The organism is Amycolatopsis viridis (genome assembly GCF_011758765.1).
GTDB lineage: Bacteria > Actinomycetota > Actinomycetes > Mycobacteriales > Pseudonocardiaceae > Amycolatopsis_E > Amycolatopsis_E viridis.
Genome location: NZ_JAANOU010000001.1, coordinates 708,558 through 726,320, shown reverse-complemented (window position 1 = coordinate 726,320; position 17,763 = coordinate 708,558). Strand labels below are relative to the sequence as shown.

At 71.3% G+C, this 17,763-nt stretch carries 17 protein-coding genes and 1 pseudogene; 11 read left to right on the top strand and 7 right to left on the bottom strand.

What is annotated here, in order from left to right; all coding sequences use genetic code 11:
- Positions 1-282 precede the first annotated feature (282 nt).
- From FHX46_RS03655 to FHX46_RS03625, 7 genes are all read left to right on the top strand, one after another.
- On the top strand, positions 283-774 hold the full coding sequence (locus FHX46_RS03655) for a CarD family transcriptional regulator (RefSeq protein WP_020417039.1): 492 nt from the start codon (positions 283-285) through the stop codon (positions 772-774).
- A gap of 99 nt (positions 775-873) precedes the next feature.
- Positions 874-1,512: an IspD/TarI family cytidylyltransferase gene (locus tag FHX46_RS03650; RefSeq protein ID WP_167110624.1), complete on the top strand. Its 639-nt coding sequence runs from the start codon at positions 874-876 to the stop codon at positions 1,510-1,512.
- Positions 1,509-1,976, top strand: coding sequence for a 2-C-methyl-D-erythritol 2,4-cyclodiphosphate synthase (ispF, locus tag FHX46_RS03645; RefSeq protein ID WP_167110622.1), 468 nt, complete (start codon positions 1,509-1,511; stop codon positions 1,974-1,976). Before FHX46_RS03650 ends, ispF begins: the two co-directional genes overlap by 4 nt.
- Before the next feature lie 41 nt (positions 1,977-2,017).
- On the top strand, positions 2,018-2,704 hold the full coding sequence (locus FHX46_RS03640) for an HAD family hydrolase (RefSeq protein ID WP_167110620.1): 687 nt from the start codon (positions 2,018-2,020) through the stop codon (positions 2,702-2,704).
- Positions 2,705-2,735: 31 nt separating this feature from the next.
- Positions 2,736-4,127, top strand: a complete 1,392-nt coding sequence (gene cysS / locus FHX46_RS03635; protein WP_167110618.1) for a cysteine--tRNA ligase — start codon at positions 2,736-2,738, stop codon at positions 4,125-4,127.
- Entirely contained in the window at positions 4,128-5,084 is a 957-nt protein-coding gene (gene rlmB / locus FHX46_RS03630; protein WP_167103474.1) for a 23S rRNA (guanosine(2251)-2'-O)-methyltransferase RlmB, read from the top strand.
- Positions 5,085-5,238: 154 nt separating this feature from the next.
- Positions 5,239-6,669, top strand: coding sequence for an MBOAT family O-acyltransferase (locus FHX46_RS03625; protein ID WP_167110616.1), 1,431 nt, complete (start codon positions 5,239-5,241; stop codon positions 6,667-6,669).
- Here the strand turns inward: FHX46_RS03625 and FHX46_RS28380 are convergent.
- The 7 genes and pseudogenes from FHX46_RS28380 to FHX46_RS03585 all read right to left on the bottom strand — a co-directional run bounded on the left by FHX46_RS28380 (position 6,641) and on the right by FHX46_RS03585 (position 13,479).
- The gene (locus FHX46_RS28380) at positions 6,641-7,345 is read right to left on the bottom strand and encodes a GNAT family N-acetyltransferase (RefSeq protein ID WP_313886010.1); all 705 of its coding nucleotides are present in this window, start codon (positions 7,343-7,345) and stop codon (positions 6,641-6,643) included. The genes FHX46_RS03625 and FHX46_RS28380 overlap by 29 nt on opposite strands.
- A 156-nt stretch (positions 7,346-7,501) precedes the next feature.
- Positions 7,502-8,152, bottom strand: a complete 651-nt coding sequence (locus FHX46_RS03610) for a class II aldolase/adducin family protein (RefSeq protein WP_167110614.1) — start codon at positions 8,150-8,152, stop codon at positions 7,502-7,504.
- Positions 8,149-9,597, bottom strand: coding sequence for an FGGY-family carbohydrate kinase (locus FHX46_RS03605; protein WP_167110612.1), 1,449 nt, complete (start codon positions 9,595-9,597; stop codon positions 8,149-8,151). Before FHX46_RS03605 ends, FHX46_RS03610 begins: the two co-directional genes overlap by 4 nt.
- Positions 9,594-10,625, bottom strand: a complete 1,032-nt coding sequence (locus FHX46_RS03600) for a 2-hydroxyacid dehydrogenase (RefSeq protein WP_167110610.1) — start codon at positions 10,623-10,625, stop codon at positions 9,594-9,596. The genes FHX46_RS03605 and FHX46_RS03600 overlap by 4 nt, the downstream gene beginning before the upstream one ends.
- Positions 10,626-10,653: 28 nt before the next feature.
- A complete protein-coding gene (locus tag FHX46_RS03595) occupies positions 10,654-11,118 on the bottom strand; it encodes a ribose-5-phosphate isomerase (RefSeq protein WP_167110608.1) in 465 nt (154 codons plus the stop codon).
- Positions 11,118-12,805 (bottom strand): annotated as a pseudogene (gene dhaL / locus FHX46_RS03590) (dihydroxyacetone kinase subunit DhaL). Before dhaL ends, FHX46_RS03595 begins: the two are co-directional and overlap by 1 nt.
- Positions 12,802-13,479 (bottom strand): HAD family hydrolase, encoded by a 678-nt coding sequence (locus FHX46_RS03585; RefSeq protein WP_167110606.1) that lies wholly within the window; start codon positions 13,477-13,479, stop codon positions 12,802-12,804. The pseudogene dhaL and the gene FHX46_RS03585 overlap by 4 nt, the downstream one beginning before the upstream one ends.
- A gap of 69 nt (positions 13,480-13,548) precedes the next feature.
- Between FHX46_RS03585 and FHX46_RS03580 the strand changes: the two genes are divergently transcribed.
- From FHX46_RS03580 to FHX46_RS03565, 4 genes are all read left to right on the top strand, one after another.
- Entirely contained in the window at positions 13,549-14,151 is a 603-nt protein-coding gene (locus FHX46_RS03580; protein ID WP_167110604.1) for a histidine phosphatase family protein, read from the top strand.
- 9 nt (positions 14,152-14,160) lie between these two features.
- Positions 14,161-14,949: a DeoR/GlpR family DNA-binding transcription regulator gene (locus FHX46_RS03575; protein WP_167110602.1), complete on the top strand. Its 789-nt coding sequence runs from the start codon at positions 14,161-14,163 to the stop codon at positions 14,947-14,949.
- Positions 14,950-15,022: 73 nt separating this feature from the next.
- Positions 15,023-16,354, top strand: a complete 1,332-nt coding sequence (locus tag FHX46_RS03570; RefSeq protein ID WP_208399994.1) for an MFS transporter — start codon at positions 15,023-15,025, stop codon at positions 16,352-16,354.
- Complete coding sequence (locus FHX46_RS03565) at positions 16,351-17,742, top strand: FGGY-family carbohydrate kinase (protein WP_167110601.1); 1,392 nt, start codon at positions 16,351-16,353, stop codon at positions 17,740-17,742. The genes FHX46_RS03570 and FHX46_RS03565 overlap by 4 nt, the downstream gene beginning before the upstream one ends.
- Positions 17,743-17,763 lie beyond the last annotated feature (21 nt).

Sequence of the window (17,763 nt, the reverse complement as noted above, 5' to 3'; positions counted from 1 at the left end):
GCGCCGCGAAGCGGCTCCGTTGAGGGTGGTGGTGGGCCGGCGGGAGTAGGTCAACCAGGGCCGGAAAGCCCGCCACCGAGCGTGCGCCGAGGGGCCGAATTACCGTCCACAGTGGATCAGCAAGACAATGTCGACAGGGTTCCCCACCACCTGCATGAGCATGCACTTTATCGGTTTGTCAACCCCCCGGATGGCCCCTGACCTGCGATGACGATCTCGGCCCGCTAGGTGACCCCCCTCGCGACGTGCTAAGATGGAGCCAGCGAAAGGGGCAGAGGACACATGGTTTTCAAGGTCGGAGAGACCGTCGTCTACCCGCACCACGGTGCCGCACTCATCGAAGCGATCGAGACCCGCGTGATCAAGGGCGAGGAAAAGCAGTACCTCGTCCTCAAAGTCGCGCAAGGGGACCTGACGGTTCGCGTGCCCGCTGACAACGCCGAGATCGTGGGCGTGCGGGACGTCGTGGGCCAGGACGGCCTCAACCGGGTCTTCGACGTGCTGCGGGCGCCGCACACCGAGGAGCCCACGAACTGGTCTCGGCGGTACAAGGCCAACCTGGAGAAGCTCGCCTCCGGCGACGTCAACAAGGTGGCCGAAGTGGTGCGCGACCTCTGGCGGCGCGAGAAGGACCGCGGCCTGTCCGCCGGCGAGAAGCGGATGCTGGCCAAGGCCCGTCAGATACTGGTCAGCGAGCTCGCCCTGGCGGAAGGCACCGACGAGGGCAAGGCGGAGACGCTGCTCGACGAGGTCCTGGAAACAGCGGCCGTCTAGAGCACGGACTGACCTCGCGAGATGGGCCGGGCACACTCTGCTCATCCACCACGCTGAGCTCATGAGACACAGCTCGTCCCGCGAAACGAGACACCGGCGATGAAGGTGGCAGCGCTACTCATCGCCGACCCCGAGGGGCCGGACCCCTGCAGGCTCGTGCACGGTGCGCCGTTGCTGCGGCACGCCGTGGCGGGTCTGCTGGCGTCCGGATGCGCCGACCGCCTGGTGGTGGCGGTCCCCAAATCCGCGCTCGGGGACTGTGAAGTGATCATCCGAGCCGTACCCGGCGCCGGTTCCCGGTGCCGGGTACTGGCGTGCGGGGCCGACCGCGCCGAGTCGGCCCGGCTGGCGCTCGACGCCGCCGGGGAGTCCGCCGACGTCGTCCTGGTGCACGACGTCGCACGTCCGTTCGTGCCGCCCGCCACCGTCCGCGCGGTGGCCGAGGCGGTGCTCGCCGGGGCAGAGGCGATCGTTCCGGTGCTACCCGTGACCGACACGGTCAAACTCGTCTCCGGCGGGGTGATCGAGAGCACCTCCGACCGGGACCGGCTGCGGGTCGTGCAGACGCCCGTCGGTTACCGCCCCGACGTGCTCGGCAAGGTCTGCGCCCGCGGCTCGGACCCGCTGTCGGACCTCCCCGGTAGCGTGCGGACCGTGGCCGGGCACCCCACCGCGCTCCGGCTCACCACGGCCTTCGACGTGGCCGTCGCGGAAGCACTACTCGAGGAGCAGGGTTGAGGGTCGGGACCGGGGTCGACGTCCATCCGATCGAGGCGGGCCGCGAGTGCTGGATAGCCGGGCTGTTCTGGGAGGACGTGGCGGGCTGCGCCGGTCACTCCGACGGTGACGTGGCCGCGCACGCGTTGTGCGACGCGATGCTGTCCGCGGCCGGGCTCGGCGACCTCGGCGCGGTGTTCGGCACCAGCGACCCGCGCTGGGCCGGCGCGCACGGCACCGAGTTCGTGGCCGAGGCGCGGCGGCTGGTCGAAGCAGGTGGCTGGCAGCTGGGCAACGCATCGGTGCAGGTCATCGGCAACGCCCCGCGGATCGGCACGCGCCGCGACGAGGCCCAGGAGGCGTTGAGCAAGGCCGCGGGCGGCCCGGTCAGCGTGAGTGGCACCACCACCGACGGGCTCGGTCTGACCGGTCGCGGCGAGGGCATCGCCGCGATCGCCACCGCGTTGCTGCTGCCGGCCGGATAACTCACACCGCCCGCAAGGTCATCGCCGGTAGCCTGTCATCTGTGACGATTCAGGCGGTGATGTTCGACTTCTCCGGCACCCTCTTCCGGCTTGAGCAGGACCCCAGCTGGCTCTCCGATCTCACCGGCTCCGACGGCGCCCCGCTCGACGTCGAGGCCCAGACCGAGCTGATGCGCCGCATGACCGCCCCCACCGGGCAGGTCGTCGAGCTGTCCGAGGAGTACCAGCACGCGTGGGACAACCGGGACCTCGACCCGGTCCTGCACCGCAAGGTCTACCTCGAGGTGCTGCGCAAGTCCGGCGTCGCGAACGCCGAGCAGGCCGAGGCGCTGTACCGCCGTCTGAACGATCCCGCGGAGTGGACGCCGTACCCGGACACCGAGGCCGCGCTCAAGGCCATCTCCGCCAAGGGGGTCAAGGTCGGCGTGCTGAGCAACATCGCCTTCGACATCCGGCCGGCGTTCACCATGCGCGGCTACGGCGAGTTCGTCGACGAGTTCGTGCTCTCCTTCGAGCACGGCTTCATCAAGCCGCAACCCGAGATCTTCCGGTTGCTGGCCGACCGGCTGGGCGTCGCGCCGGAGCGCACGCTGATGGTCGGCGACAGCGCGGAGGCGGACGGCGGGGCGACGGCGCTGGGCTGCGCGTTCGCCCTCGTCGACCCGCTGCCGACCGCCGAGCGCCCGGACGGCCTGCTCACGGCCCTGCGCACGCACGGGGTGCTCTGAGCGGCGCGAACGTGACCCGTACCATTTCGGAGTGGCCCTTCATCTCTACGACACCGCGACCAGGAGCGTGCGGGAATTCCACCCCGCCCGTAGCGGAACGGCGTCCATGTACGTCTGTGGGGCCACCGTGCAGGGCATCCCGCACATCGGGCACGTCCGCGGCGCTCTGAACTACGACGTCCTGCGCCGCTGGCTGATCCACAGTGGACTCGACGTGCTCTTCGTGCGCAACGTCACCGACATCGACGACAAGATCCTCACCAAGGCCGCGGACGCCGGGCGGCCGTGGTGGGAGTGGGCGGCCACGCACGAACGGGCGTTCGAGGAGGCGTACACCGTCCTGGGCTGCCTGCCGCCGTCCATCGCGCCGCGCGCCACCGGGCACGTCACCCAGATGGTCGAGCTGATGCAGCGCCTCATCGACACCGGGCACGCGTACGCGGCGGGCGGGGACGTGTACTTCGCCGTGTCGACCTTCCCCGGCTACGGCGCGTTGTCGCGGCAGAAGCTGGACGAGGTGCAGCAGGGCGAGACGCTGGCCGAGGGCAAGCGCGACCCCCGCGACTTCACGCTGTGGAAGAGCGCGAAGCCCGGTGAGCCGTCGTGGCCGACGCCGTGGGGCGACGGCCGACCGGGCTGGCACCTGGAGTGCTCGGCGATGGCGACCACGTACCTGGGGGCCGAGTTCGACATCCACGGCGGTGGTGTCGACCTGGTGTTCCCGCACCACGAGAACGAGCGTGCCCAGTCGCAGGCCGCCGGTGACCCGTTCGCGCGGTTCTGGCTGCACAACGCGTGGGTGACGCTGTCCGGTGAGAAGATGTCGAAGTCGCTGGGCAACGTCGTCTCGATCGAGGCGATGCTGCGCGACTACCGCGCCGTCGAGCTGCGCTACTACCTGGTGCAACCGCACTACCGGTCCACGATCGAGTACTCCGACGGGGCGCTGTCCGAGGCCGCGCAGGGCTACCGGCGGATCGAGGGCTTCCTGCGCCGCGCGGCGCAGCGGACCGGCACGGTCGAGCCCGGCGAGCTGGCGCCCGAGTTCGTCACGGCGATGGACGACGACCTGTCCACCCCGGCGGCGGTCGCGGCCGTGCACAACCTGGTGCGCGAGGGTAACGCCGCGCTCGACTCCGGCGATGACGCCAAGGCGCGCGCGGCCGCCGGGTCGGTGCGGGCGATGATGAGTGTGCTCGGGCTGGACCCGCTCGCACCCGAATGGGCGGAGGGCTCGGCGGCGGAGACGCCGGCGAGGGCCGCACTGGCCGAGTTGGTCGAGGCGATGCTCGCGGAGCGCCAGGAGGCGCGCGCCGCACGGGACTTCGCCCGGGCCGACGCCGTGCGCGACCGCCTGCTCAAGGCGGGCATCACGGTCGAAGATACTCCCGATGGTCCCGTGTGGACCGTGAAAGAAGCTTAAATGGCAGGCAATTCCAAGCGCCGGGGTGCGATCCGCAAGACCGGCACGAAGAAGGGCGCGGTCGTCGGCTCCGGCGGTCAGCGCCGCCGCGGGCTCGAGGGCAAGGGCCCGACTCCGCGGGCGGAGATGCGCCCCGGGCACCCGGCGCAGAAGCGCGCGGCGGCGGCTGCGGCACGCGCGGAGAAGTCTCGGGACCGGCGCGAAGGGCCGGAGATCATCGCCGGCCGCAACCCGGTGGTCGAGGCGCTGCGGGCGGGGGTGCCGGGCACGACGCTGTTCGTGGCGCTGAACATCGACGCGGACGACCGGGTCACCGAAGCCGTGCGGCTGGCGGCGGACAAGGGCATTTCGATTCTGGAGATCCCGCGCGAGGAACTGGACCGCAAGACCAACCGGGCGGTCCACCAGGGCCTCGGGTTGCAGGTGCCGCCGTTCGAGTACAGCCACCCGGACGACCTGCTGGCGATCGCGCAGAACTCCGGTGAACCGCCGTTGCTGGTGGCGCTGGACGGCGTCACCGACCCGCGGAACCTGGGCGCGGTGGTGCGGTCGGCGGCGGCGTTCGGGGCGCACGGGGTGCTGCTGCCCCAGCGCCGCAGCGCGGGCATCACGGCGGTCGCGTGGCGGACGAGCGCCGGCACCGCGGCGAAGATGCCGATCGCGATCGCCACGAACCTGACGCGGCAGCTGAAGCTGTGGGCGGAGGAGGGCCTGATGATCGCGGGCCTGGACGCGGACGGTTCGGTCGGGATCGACGACCTGTCGCTGGCGACGGACCCGCTGGTGGTCGTGGTCGGCTCCGAGGGCCGTGGCCTGTCCCGGCTGGTACGCGAAACCTGCGACGAGACGGTATCCATCCCGATGGCCGCCGGGGTGGAGTCGCTGAACGCCTCGGTCGCCGCGGCGGTGCTGCTGGCCGAGGTCGCGCGGCGCCGCCGCACCGCGGGCCGCGTCTGACCCGGAGCCGGTCCTGGCCCCGGAGAACCCGGCGCAGCTGGCCAGGACCAGCCGTGACCGTCTCTCGTGCGAAGCGGGAGTTTCACTCCTTCGGGCCAACCGCGTCGGTTAAGGTCAGCACGCTGATCCGGTTGCACAGGGGGACTTCAGGTCGATGTCGTTCGCTTCACCGCTGTTCCTCTGGTACTTCCTGCCGGCGGTGCTGCTCGCCGTGCTGGTGCTGCCGAGGAGCTGGCGGAACGGCATCATCGCGATCGCCAGCCTGATCTTCTACGCCAGCGGCGCGGGCGCGTTCACCCTGCTGCTGCTGGCCTGCATGGTGGTCAACTTCGCGGCCGGCACGGCGCTCGAACCGGGCTCGCCGGCGCCCTCGTCCCGCCGGCGGGCGCTGCTGAGCGCGGTGATCTGCTTCGACGTCGGCATCCTGGTGGTCTGGAAGTACGCCGGGTTCGCCACGCAGCAGATCGACTACTTCACCGGCCTGTTCGGCGGCTCGTTCCCGGTCGCGCACCTGGCGCTGCCGATCGGCATCTCGTTCTTCACGTTCCACCACATCTCGTACGTGGTCGACATCTACCGGGGCGAGCGGCGGGCGCTGCGCGACCCGGTGTCGTTCATGACCTACATCGCGATGTTCCCGCAGCTCGTGGCCGGGCCGATCGTGCGCTACCGGGAGATCGCGGACCAGCTGCCGCAGCGGCGGTCGCACCGGCTGGACGACATCGCAGCCGGCTTCCCGCGGTTCGCGCTGGGGCTGTGCAAGAAGGCGATCATCGCGGACTCGCTGAGCCCGATGGTCGAGGCGTGCTTCGCGACGTCGGGCGGGGACCTGACGTTCGCGATCGCGTGGCTCGGCGCCGTCGGCTACACGTTGCAGCTGTACTTCGACTTCTCCGGCTACTCCGACATGGCGATCGGGCTGGGCCGGATGTTCGGGTTCCGGCTGCCGGAGAACTTCGCCCGGCCGTACTCGTCGGTGACGGTGACGGAGTTCTGGCGGCGCTGGCACATGTCGCTGTCCCGCTGGTTCCGCGACTACGTGTACATCCCGCTCGGCGGCAACCGCGAGGGCGCGGCGACGACGTACCGGAACCTGTGCATCGTGTTCGTGCTGACCGGCTTCTGGCACGGCGCGAACTGGACGTTCCTGGTGTGGGGCTGCTACCACGGGCTGCTGCTGATCCTCGAACGCCGCTTCGGCTGGGACCGCACGCCACCGGCGGTGACCGCCAGAGTGGGGCGCCGGATCCTGACCCTGGTGCTCGTGGTGTTCGGCTGGGTGTTCTTCAAGTCGCCCGACATCGGGCACGCGTTCACCATGATCGGCCACATGGTGGTGCCGGACGCGGACGGCCTGACCGACGTCGTCGACGCGGCGCTGACCAACCAGCGGCTGGTCATCCTGATCGCGGCCCTGGCGATCTTCGCGCTGCCGGCCCTCCCGGTGACCGGGCCGCTGCTGGAAGCCGCCCGCACCCGGCCCGCGGTCGGGTTGCGCATCGGCGTGATGACCGCGGGCGCCCTGTACGCCGCGATCCTGGTCGCGAACGGGACGTTCAGCCCGTTCCTGTACTACCAGTTCTGACGGCAGCGCACCTGCTCGAGGGCAATCCGGTACTCGTCGGCGCTGAACCGGAACGGGCCGACGTCCGGGTAGCGTTCGAGCTGCTGACCGATCGAGTCCTGCCGGCGAAGTCGCGCCAGATGACGTGTTCGTCGTGCTGAACGATCGCCGCTGTGATCGCTCCGCAGCCGAGATCACCGGCAGGGGCTGCCCATCGACCACGTAGTCCAGGAACTCCCGCCGCTCGCTCCTCACACCGGAACGCAGAACAGCACCACCGCGTACGGCGAGCGTCAGGTGGAAACCCTGGAACATCGGTCGTCTCGCGGTCAGCGCTGTCCGTGGGCCGTGCGGTACGTGCGGAAGCCCGGCGGTGGTAGTTCGGCAGGGCGTGCGGATGGTCGAGGTCCGAAGTGTGCAGCCAGATCCGCCGGATGTCCGGCGCGGCGTGCCATGCCCGTTCGACTACCAGGGTCAGCGCATAGGCGCCGATGCCCTTCCCCACGTACTCCGGCACCACGCCGAACGTGGTGATCTCGACTTCGCCGTCGCCGTGGGATTGGAAGTCTGCCAGGCCCGCGACTTCGCTCAGGTAGCGGATCAGTACGCACTGGCGGCCCTCGCGGGCCAGATAGCCGGCCCACTCGTCGCCGCTCCAGCGGGATTTCGGCCAGTTGTAGGGCTTGCCGATCCGCACGGTCGTCGGGCCCACCAGCGCGGAACTGGCAGCGACGTGCTCGACCGAGACCCGGGTACGGGCGGGGCCGGGCGCAGGTCGGCGGGGCTGGTCGTCTCGAGATGGGTGACGATCTCCCCCACCCGCCCAGCATGCCGCCGCGCCCGGGGCCGCGGCCTATTTCTGGCCGTACCCCCTGAGTTTCTCGACCACGTGCGCGATCTCCTCCGGCGGCAGCAGCCGCGGCTCTCCCGCTGACCGGGCCAGCAGCCACACCCGGCACAGCCACTCCAACTGCTCGGCCCGGCTGTACGCGGCCGCGAGGCCATCGCCGTACGTGATCGTCCCGTGGTTGCCCAGCACACAGCCGCGGCGGCCGTCCAGCGCCTCCAGCATCGCCGATGCCAGTTCCTCGGTGCCGTAGGTGGCGTAGCGCGCCACCCGGGCGGACGGGCCGATGGTGGCCAGCATGTAGTGCACCGGAGGCACCTCGTCGACCAGAGTGGACACCGCCGTGGCGTGCACCGAGTGCGTGTGCACCACACCGGTGATCGGCGCGCCGTCCGGGTCGGCGGCCTTGGTGTACACCGCGAGGTGCATCGGCATCTCGCTCGTCGGCCGCAGCTTGCCCTCCACAATGGACCCGTCGAGGGACACCACCGGGATGTCCTCCGGGGTCAGCACGCCGTAGTCCACCCCGGTCGGGGTCATCGCGACCAGCTCACCCGACCGCGCGGAGATGTTGCCGGACGTGCCCACCACGAGCCCGTCGGCGGACAACCGCCGCGCGTACTCGCACACCGCTCGTCGTTCGTCAGCCAGGATCACAGTCGCCACAACCCTCGTGCGGCGGTCAGCGACGCCTGGTAGTCCGCATAACCGCCCTGGTAGAAGTCGATGTTCTCGGGCACCGGCGACACGGTCCGCGAGCTGCTCGCCCACAACTCCGCGTCGAACGGCTGGTTCAGCGCCTCGGCCGCGACCAGGACGGCACCCCGCGCCCCCACCCCCGGATCACTCGGGATCACGATGGGGCGGCCGAGCACGTCGGCGAAGATCTGCGTCCACTCGGCCGAACGCACCCCGCCGCCGCACGCGTACAGCCGGCCGGACAGCCCGGCGGCCTCGAAGCAGTGGCGGGCGGCGTACGCGATCGACTCGCACAGCGCCCGCACCACGTCCGCCTGCCCGTGCTCCAGGCTCAACCCGGCGAACTGCGCCCGCGCGGACGCGTCCACGAACGGCGCCCGTTCACCGGACGCGGACAGGAACGGAAGCGCCCGCACCCCGGCGGCGCCGGGCGGGCTCTGCGCGAGCAGTGCCCCGATCCCGGTGACCTCGATGCCCAGCAGCCGGCAGATCCAATCGATGCCGGCGGTGCCGACCATCGCCGGCATCGCGTGCAGGTACTCGCCCGGCGCCGGCGTCGACAGGAACATCCCGGCCGGCTCGCCCTCGCCGTCGAACTCCGCGCTGTCCGTGAGCACCTGGCAGGCCAACGTGGTGCCCGCCGTGAGGATGCCGTCGCCCGGCGCGCGCACACCGGCGCCGATCGCGCTGGCCGGCAGGTCGAACGGCCCCGCCGTCACCGGAAGGCCCTCCGGCAGGCCGAGCAGTTCCGCGCCCCGTCGGTTCAGCGAGAACACCGCCTTCGGCGGGGCCGGATCGGCCAGCAGACCGCGCCGGTGGGACAACCCGACGGCGGCGATCGCACCGTCGTCGTACTGCCGGGTCTTGGGGTCGAGGAACGGCAGCGATGCATCGGACACGTCGACGGTGATCTCACCGGTCAACCGCTGCACCACCGCGTCGACGCAGTAACCGGCGACCACCGCGCGATCCAGCACCTCAGGCTCGTGCATGTCCAAATAGGACAGGATCGCGGCTGCGCAGCCGGGGAACATGCCGGAACCGGTGCGGCGGAACACCTCGCGGGTGATGCCGTCTGCCTGCCACTTCGCGAGCAGGGCGTTGGCCCGCCCGTCCAGCCAGGAGATGGCCGGGCGCACCGCGTTGCCGTCCTCGTCCCGCAGCCACACGCCGTCACCCTGGCCGGTCAACGCGAGCGCGGTGACCGGGGCGTCCAGCTTCGCCGCGACCTCCCGCACGACGGTCGCGACCGTGCCGACCACCTGGTCGAGATCCTGCTCGACACGGCCGCCGGACAGGTGGCGCACCTCCGACGGCGTGGTGGCCTGGTGCAACGACACCCCGGCCTCGTCGAACACGACGGCCTTCGTCAGCGAAGTACCGATGTCGACGCCGATGATCATCGCAGCACATCCGGGTTCGCGACGTTGGCCAGCTGCTCACCGCGAGCGTACCGGCCGACCTCGGCGGCCACGATCCGCGCGGCGCGCTCCGCGGTCTGGCGGCTGGCCCCCGCCAGGTGCGGCGTCGCGATGACGTTCGGCGCGTCGCGCAAGGCCCAGTCGGCCGGCGGCGGTTCGACGTCGTAGACGTCCAGGGCCAGCGCGCCGAGCCGGCCGGTGCGCAGCATCTCCGGCAACGGCGCGTAGTCGAGCAGGCCGCCGCGGGCGGAGTTGACGAGCACCGCGCCCTCCGGCAGCAGGGCGAGCCGCTCCGCGTTGATCAGGTGCCGCGTCTCGTCGGTCAGCCGCGCGTGCAGGCTGACGACCGCGCTGCGGCGCAGCAGGTCCTCCAGCTCAACCAGCTCGGCGCCGTCCGCCGCGATGTGCTCCGGCTTCGCGTACGGGTCGGCGACCAGCACCTTCGCCCCGAACGCGACCAGCACCTTCGCCACCCGCGAGCCGATCGCGCCGTACCCGACCAGGCCCACGGTGGTGCCCTCGAGCTCCAGACCGGCATTGGGGTAGGCGTAGTAGTCACCGCGCCAGGTGCCGCCCAGCAGCTCGGCCGACGAGGTCGAGATGCGGCGCATCGCGGCGAGGATCATGCCGATCGCGAACTCCGCGGCGGCGGTCGCGTTGCGCCCCGGCGCGTACGTCACGGCGACACCCGCCTCCGTGGCGGCGGCCAGGTCGACGTTCACCGGACCGCCGCGGCACACCGACACGAGCTTCAGCTCGGGCGCGGCGGCGAAGACCTTCTTGGTGAACGGCGCCATCTGGGTGACCGCGACCTCGGCCCCGGCCAGCGCCTCGATGACCTGCTCCTCGGTGCCGCTCGCCTCGTGCACCCCGCCGACCGGGCCGAACGGCTCGATCGGCCAGGGCAGCAACAGCTCGCGGAACTCGGGCTCGGTGGGCAGCTCGGCCCGCACCGCGTCGGCCAGCAGGTTGTTGCCGACGAACTCATCTCCCGCGCACAGAACGCGCACTGTGGCTCCTCCTTGAACCCGTCGGGCCTCAGCCGGCCGCGTGAACCTGTTCGTATTCGGTGATGTGGGCGACCTTGGCCGCGCTGGGCGAACCCGGGTCGAACGTGTAGCCGAGCCACTCGGTGACGATCTTCTTCGCCAGCTCGGCCCCGATGACCCGGGCACCGAACGTGATGATCTGGCAGTTGTTCGACTTCACCGACCGCTCGGCCGAGTATGAATCGTGTGCGACCGTGGCGCGCACTCCCGGTACCTTGTTCGCCGAGATCGCCACGCCGATCCCGGTGCCGCAGACCAGGACACCCCGGTCGGCCTCACCGGCCGCGATCTTCTCGGCCGCGGCCAGCCCGAAGATCGGGTACGCGCGGTCGTCGTCCGGGCTGTCCACGCCGAGGTCGATCACCTCGGTGACGCGGTCGTCCGCGCGCAGCAGGTCCCGCACCTCGTTCTTCAGCAGCACGCCGGCGTTGTCCGCGGCCACCACGACCCGCATCAGTTCCCCTCCTTGCTCAGAGCTTCCCCGATCGCCGTGACGATCAGGGCGAACGAGGTCGCGCCGGGATCGGCGTGCCCCTTGCTGCGCTGCGCCAGCCGGGCCGCGCGCCCCTTGGCGGGCACCAGGTTCGCGGTCTCCTCGGCGGCGAGCGTGGCCGCCTGCGCGGCCTTGCGCCACGCGTCCGCCAGCGCGGCACCGGCCCCGGCCTGCTTGCGCAGCGCCTGCCGGAACGGCTCGATCGCGTCCAGCATCGTCTTCTCGCCCAGCTCGGCCTTGCCCAGCTCGGTGAACGCGCGCACCGCTCCGTCCACGGCGTCGGCGACCGCGCTCGTGGTGATCTCGTCGACCCGCAGCCCGGCGCCGGTCTCGGCGAGCAGCACGCCGTACAGCGCGCCGGACGCACCGCCGGCAGCGTCCGCGAGCGCGGTCCCGGCGGCCAGCAGCGTGTCGGCGACCGACGAACCGGCCGCCCGGCGCGCGGCCGACACGGCGGCCCGCATCCCCCGGGTCATGCCGAGGCCGTGGTCGCCGTCCGCCGCGACCGCGTCGAGCCGCCCCAGCTCGGCCTCGTTCTCCTCGATGCTGCGCATCGCGGCGGTCAGCACCCGGTCGACGACCTCGACGCCGTCACCTTCCGGCCGGTCCAGCTGTTTGTCCACAGTGGACGAAAGTGGGACCGGAGTCATGATCGCGCCGCCGCTGCGGTAACCCGGGGTGTCGCACGGCGCGCCGTACAGCTCGGCCAGTTCGTCGTCGAGCACCAGGACGGACAACGAGACCCCAGCCATGTCCAGCGACGTGACGAACTCGCCGACCTCGGTGTGCACCGGCGTCAGCCCGGCGGCGGTGAGGCGCTCGTGGATCCGGGTGTAGGTCACGAACATCTCTTCGTATTTGGTCCGGCCCAGACCGTTCACCAGCACGGCGACCCGTCCGTCGCCCTCCGGCAGCTCCGGCAGCAGGCCGTCCACCAGTTCGTCGGCCAGCTCAGCCGCGCCGAGGCGGCCCACCGTGCGAACCCCCGGCTCGCCGTGGATGCCCAGGCCGAGCTCCATTTCGGACTCGCCCACGGTGAACAACGGCTCGTTCGCGCCGGGCAGGGTGCAGCCGCCGAAGGCGACACCGAACGTGCGGGTGTGCGCGTTCGCCTTCACCGCCGCCGCGTACACCGCGTCCAGGTCGTCGCCGCGCTCGGCCGCCGCACCGGCGACCTTGAAGACGATGAAGTCACCGGCCACGCCGCGGCGCCGACCGGGCTCCTCGACCGGGCCACTGGCGATGTCGTCGGTGACCAGGATCGTGCGGCTGTCGATCCCCTCCGCCGCCAGGCGGCGCGCGGCGAGGCCGAAGTGCAGCACGTCACCCGCGTAGTTGCCGTAGGCGAACAGCACCCCCGCGCCCCCTCGGCGGCGCGGGCGGTGCGGTAGACCTGCTCGGCGCTCGGGCTGGTGAACACGTCACCGACCACGGCGGCGTCGGCCAGTCCTGGCCCGACCAGGCCGGCGAAGGCCGGGTAGTGGCCACAGCCGCCGCCGATGACCACGGCGACCTTGCCCCGGCGGGGCACGCCGCGGCCCAGCACGCCGTAGGCGTCCGGCACCTTGCGCACCTCGCGCCCGTAGGCGGTGACGAAGCCGTCCAGCCAGTCCCGCTTGAACGTCTCGGCTGTTCCCAGGGTGGTCATGAGCGCACCAGCTCTCCGGTGAGGTAGGCGAGCAGCAGGTTCCGGACGTCGTGGTTGGACTCGGCGACCTGCGCGGCCAGCGCCAGCGCGTCCGGCTTGGGCGGGTAGGTCGGGTTGGGCAGGGCGATGACGGTCAGCCCGGCCGCCGCCGCGGCGCGGATGCCGTTGCTGGAGTCCTCCACCCCCAGGCACTGCTCGCCCCGGAAGCCCAGGCGGGACGCCGCCTCGGCGTAGACGTCCGGGCTCGGCTTGCCGCGGGGCACCTCGGCGCTGGACACCGTCGCGGCGAACTCCCGCGTCAGCCCGTGCGTCTCCAGCACCGCGTCGATGACCCGGCGCGCCGCCGAGGACGCGAGCGCGACGGGAACGCGGGCCGCCACGTCCCGCACCATCGCCTCCGCGCCGTCCAGCAGCGGCGCCTCCCCGTTCGCGATCGACGCGATCATCCCGTCGACCACGGCCTTCTCGACCTGCTCCGGGGTCTCCGGGGTGCCGCTGCGTTCCGCCAGGTACGCCGCCCACTCCGGAGCGCTCATGCCCTGGACGGTGGCGGTGTCGGCGGCCGTCCACTCGACACCGTGGGCCGCCGCGTAGGCGACCCAGTTCTCCTCCCAGAGGTGTTCACTCTCGACCAGCACACCGTCGAGGTCGAACACCACCGCGGCGAAACCCATTGCGACAACCCCTTTCACGCCGTTGGTGTTAAATTAACACCGGATCCGAGACTTGTCACGGGAGGACGGATGGAAACCCGGCTGCTGCTGGTTCGCCACGGCGAGACCGAATGGCACGCGGAGAACCGGTACGCCGGCACCAGCGAGGTCGGCCTCACCGACCGCGGGCGCCGCCAGGCCGAACAGCTGGCCGCCTACCTGGCCGCCTCCGGCGAGCGGATCAGCGCGCTCTACCGGTCGCCGCAGGCCCGGGCACAGGTCACCGCGGAACCGTCCGCCCGCGCACTCGGGCTCGAGCCCGTCGTGCTGGACGACCTGCGCGAGGTGCACTTCGGCATCGCCGAAGGCCGGGTGCTGTCCGAACTGGACCCGCAGGTCGTGGCGGCCTTCCGGGCGGACCCGGTGGCCGGGGCCTTCCCCGGCGCGGAGCCGACCGCGGACGCAGCACGCCGGGGTGCGGCCGCCCTCCGGGCGATCGCGGCGCGCGAGAACGGCCCCGTGCTGGTCGTCGCGCACAACACGCTGATCCGGCTGACCCTGTGCGAGCTGCTCGGCATCCCCGTCCACACCTACCGCCAGGTCTTCCCGAGGGTGGAGAACGCGGCCCTCACCGAGATCGGGATCGACGGCGACGCGACGAGCCTGCGCCGGTTCAACCTGCCCACGGCCTAGCCTTGAGCCGTGGAAGACAAGTCCAGCGGGAGCGCCCGCTCTCGTAACATCCGGCAGCAGCGCATCACCGACTACGTCGTGAAGAAGGGCCAGGCATCGGCCGCGGAACTGGCCGAACTGACCGGCGTGAGCGTGATGACGGTGCACCGCGACCTGGACGAGCTCGCCCGCCGCGGGCTGCTGCGCAAGTACCGCGGCGGGGTGTCGGCCCAGCCGTCCACGGTGTTCGAGAGCAACACCGAATACCGGCTGAACGCGCACGTCGAGGCCAAGGCGGCGATCGCCAGGGAGGCGCTGCGCTTCGTCGAGCCGGGCATGTCGATCCTGCTGGACGACTCCACCACCGCTCTCGCGCTCGCCAGGCTGTTGCACGAGGTCACCCCGCTGACGGTGGCCACGAACTACCTGCGCACCATCGACGTGCTCAAACACGTCGACGACCTGCGCCTGATCGCCCTGGGCGGCGACTACTCGCCCACGCACGACTCGTTCCTCGGCATGCCCTGCCTGGAGGCGGTCGAGCGGCTGACCGTGGACGCGACGTTCGTGTCGACCTCGGCGATGAACAGCGAGATGACCTACCACCAGGAGCCCGAGATCGTGATGGTCAAGCGGGCGATGCTGGCCAGCGCCGGGATCCGCGTGCTGCTGATGGACTCCAGCAAGGTGCCGCGCACGGCGCTGCACCGGCTGGCCGAAGTGGAGGACTTCCACCACCTGGTCATCGACTCCGGCGTCTCCAAGTACGTCCTCAGCGAGCTGGCGGACCAGACGAACGTGACCCTCGCCGAGGTCTGATCGGTTCACACTCTTGCGTGTGAATTTCACATGCCTCATGATAACTTGAGTTCGACACTCATGGAGGCGCGTGATGACGCACACGGCAACATCGAGGTTGTCCCAGCCGGACAGGGGCTTCGGCGGACTCCTCGCCAGGTGGGGGCTGCCGGCCCCGCTGTTCCTCGGCTACGTCGGCCTGTTGCTGTTCATGGTCGGCGACGGCGTCGAGTCCGGGTTCATCGCCCCGTTCATGGCCGACAACGGCGCGGGCACCGAAATTCACGCCTCGTATGTGATCACCGCATACGGCGTGGCGGTGATGCTCGCCTCGTGGCTGTCCGGTGCGTTGTCCGAGCTGTGGGGGCCGCGCCGGGTGATGTGGATCGGCCTGACGATCTGGGTCGTGTTCGACGTGCTGTTCCTCGCCGTCGCAGTGCCCAGCGAGAACTTCGCGCTGATGCTGATCACCTACGGCGTTCGCGGTTTCGGTTACCCGATGTTCGCGTTCGGGTTCCTGGTGTGGATCACCGCGGTCGCGCCGGTCGCCCGCCTCGGTGCCGCGGTCGGCTGGTTCTACTTCGCCTTCACCGGTGGCCTGCCCACGCTGGGTTCGCTGGTCGCGAGCTTCACCAACCCGGTGCTCGGGCACTACGGCACGTTGTGGCTGTCGGTGGGTGTCCTCGCCATTGGTGGCCTGCTGTGCGTGCTCGGCGTGCGGGAGCGGACCGGCTTCACGCGGCTGGCGCCGGAGGGTGTGCAGCCGGTGCAGAGCCTGGTGTCCAGTGTGTCCATCGCCTGGAAGAAGCCGCGGGTGGGCATCGGCATGATCGTGCGGGTCATCAACACCGCGCCCGAGTTCGGCATGCTGGTGTTCTTCCCGACGATCTTCGCCGACAAGATCGGGTTCGGCGAGGGCCGGTGGCTGCTGCTGGTGTCGGTCATCTACGGCACGAACATCTTCTTCAACCTGATCTTCGGCGTGGCCTCGGACAAGATCGGCTGGCAGCGCACGATCTTCTGGTTCGGAGCGATCGGCTGCGCCATCTCGATCCTGCTGCTGTACTTCGTGCCGACCTCGCTGGGCGCGGACTACTACTGGGTGGCCCTGCTCGTCGGCGCGCTCTACGGCGCGACGCTGGCCGGGTTCGTGCCGATCTCGGCGCTGCTGCCGTCGCTCGCGCCGGAGAACAAGGGTGGTGCGATGGCGTTGCTGAACCTCGGCGCCGGTGCGGCCGCGTTCGTCGGTCCGGCGATCGTGTCGCTGTTCCTCGGTCCGGCCGGCGCGGCGGGCGTGGTGATCATCTTCGCGGCCCTCTACATCGTGGCCGCGGTGCTGACCCGGTTCCTCAAGCTGCCGGAGACCACGAAGAAGGCGATCGAGGAGGACGCCAGCTTGCAGGACGTGACGGCGGCACGCTCGTGACCGTCGTCGGTGTCGACGTCGCGACCGCGGGGGTGCGTGCCTTCGCGGTCGGCGGCGACGGTTCGGTGCGGATGACGGCCTCGGCGCCGCTGCCCGCCCCGGTGCGGGACGAGTCGGGCCGCAGCGAGCAGGACGCGCGGGCGTGGTGGCCTGCGGTCGAGGCGGTGCTGCGGCGGGTGACCGCGGAGGTCGCCGAGCCGGTGCGCGCGGTTGCCGTGTCCGCCACCTCGGGCACGATCGTCGCGGTCGACTCGCGGGGCGAGCCGCTCGGCCCGGCCCTGATGTACGACGACCGCCGCGGCGCGGACGACAACGCGAAGGCCGCGGAGGTGGGCGCGCGGCGGTGGCACGAGCTGGGGATGAGCGTGTCGCCCACGGCCGCGCTGGGCCGGATCAACTGGTTGCGCCGCACGTGCCCGGACGCGGCCGGCATCCGGCACACGCCGGACCTGATCGGTGAAAAGCTCCTCGGCCGCCCGGTGGCGACCGACTCCTCGCATGCCCTGAAAAGCGGGTACGACCCGTTGCGCGAGGAGTGGGCGGCCGAGGTGTTCGACTTCGGGGTGGACTGGCTCCCCGAGGTCGTGCGGCCGACGACCGTGCTGGGCGAGCTGCCCGGCCCGGTCGCCGGCCTGCCGCGGGGGTGCCTGGTGGTGGCCGGCATGACCGACGGGTGCGCCGGCCAGCTGGCGACGGGTGCGGTGACGCCGGGCCGGTTCGCCGGCATCCTGGGCACGACGTACGTGCTCAAGGGCGTCACCGAGCAACTGGTGCGTGATCCCTCGGGTGCGTTGTACAGCCACCGGCACCCGGACGGGTGGTGGCTGCCGGGCGGGGCGTCGAACACCGGCGGCGAGGCCGTGGCCGGTGTGGCGAACCTGGCCGAGCTGGACGCGGCGGCAGCGGAGCGCGGTCCCGCAGGGGTGGTGGCGTACCCGTTGCGGCGGGCTGGAGAGCGCTTCCCGTTCGTCTCGCCGGAGGCGCGCGGCTTCGTGCTGGGCGAGCCGCGGGACGAGGTCGAGCTGCACCGCGCGCGCTTGGAGGGCGTCGCGTTCGTGGAGCGGCTGGCGTTGGCGCGGTTGCGTGAGCTGGGGGTGCCCGTGACGGGACCGCTGGTGGCCGCGGGCGGCGGCAGCCGGAGTCCGTTGTGGACCCGCATCCGGGCGACGGTCACCGGGCTGGACCTGCAGATCTCCCCCCAAGCCGAAACCGGGTACGGAGCAGCAATGCTCGCCGCGGCCGCCGTGTTGCCGGGCGGCTTGACCGAGGCGGCGGACCTGATCCCGGGCGGAAGCAGCACGATTCATCCGGATCCCGCTGAACAACCCGCGCTCGAGGAGAACTACCAGCGCTTCGTCGCGGAACTGACCCGGCGCGGATGGATTTGAGGCGTACCCAGCAGCGCTTCC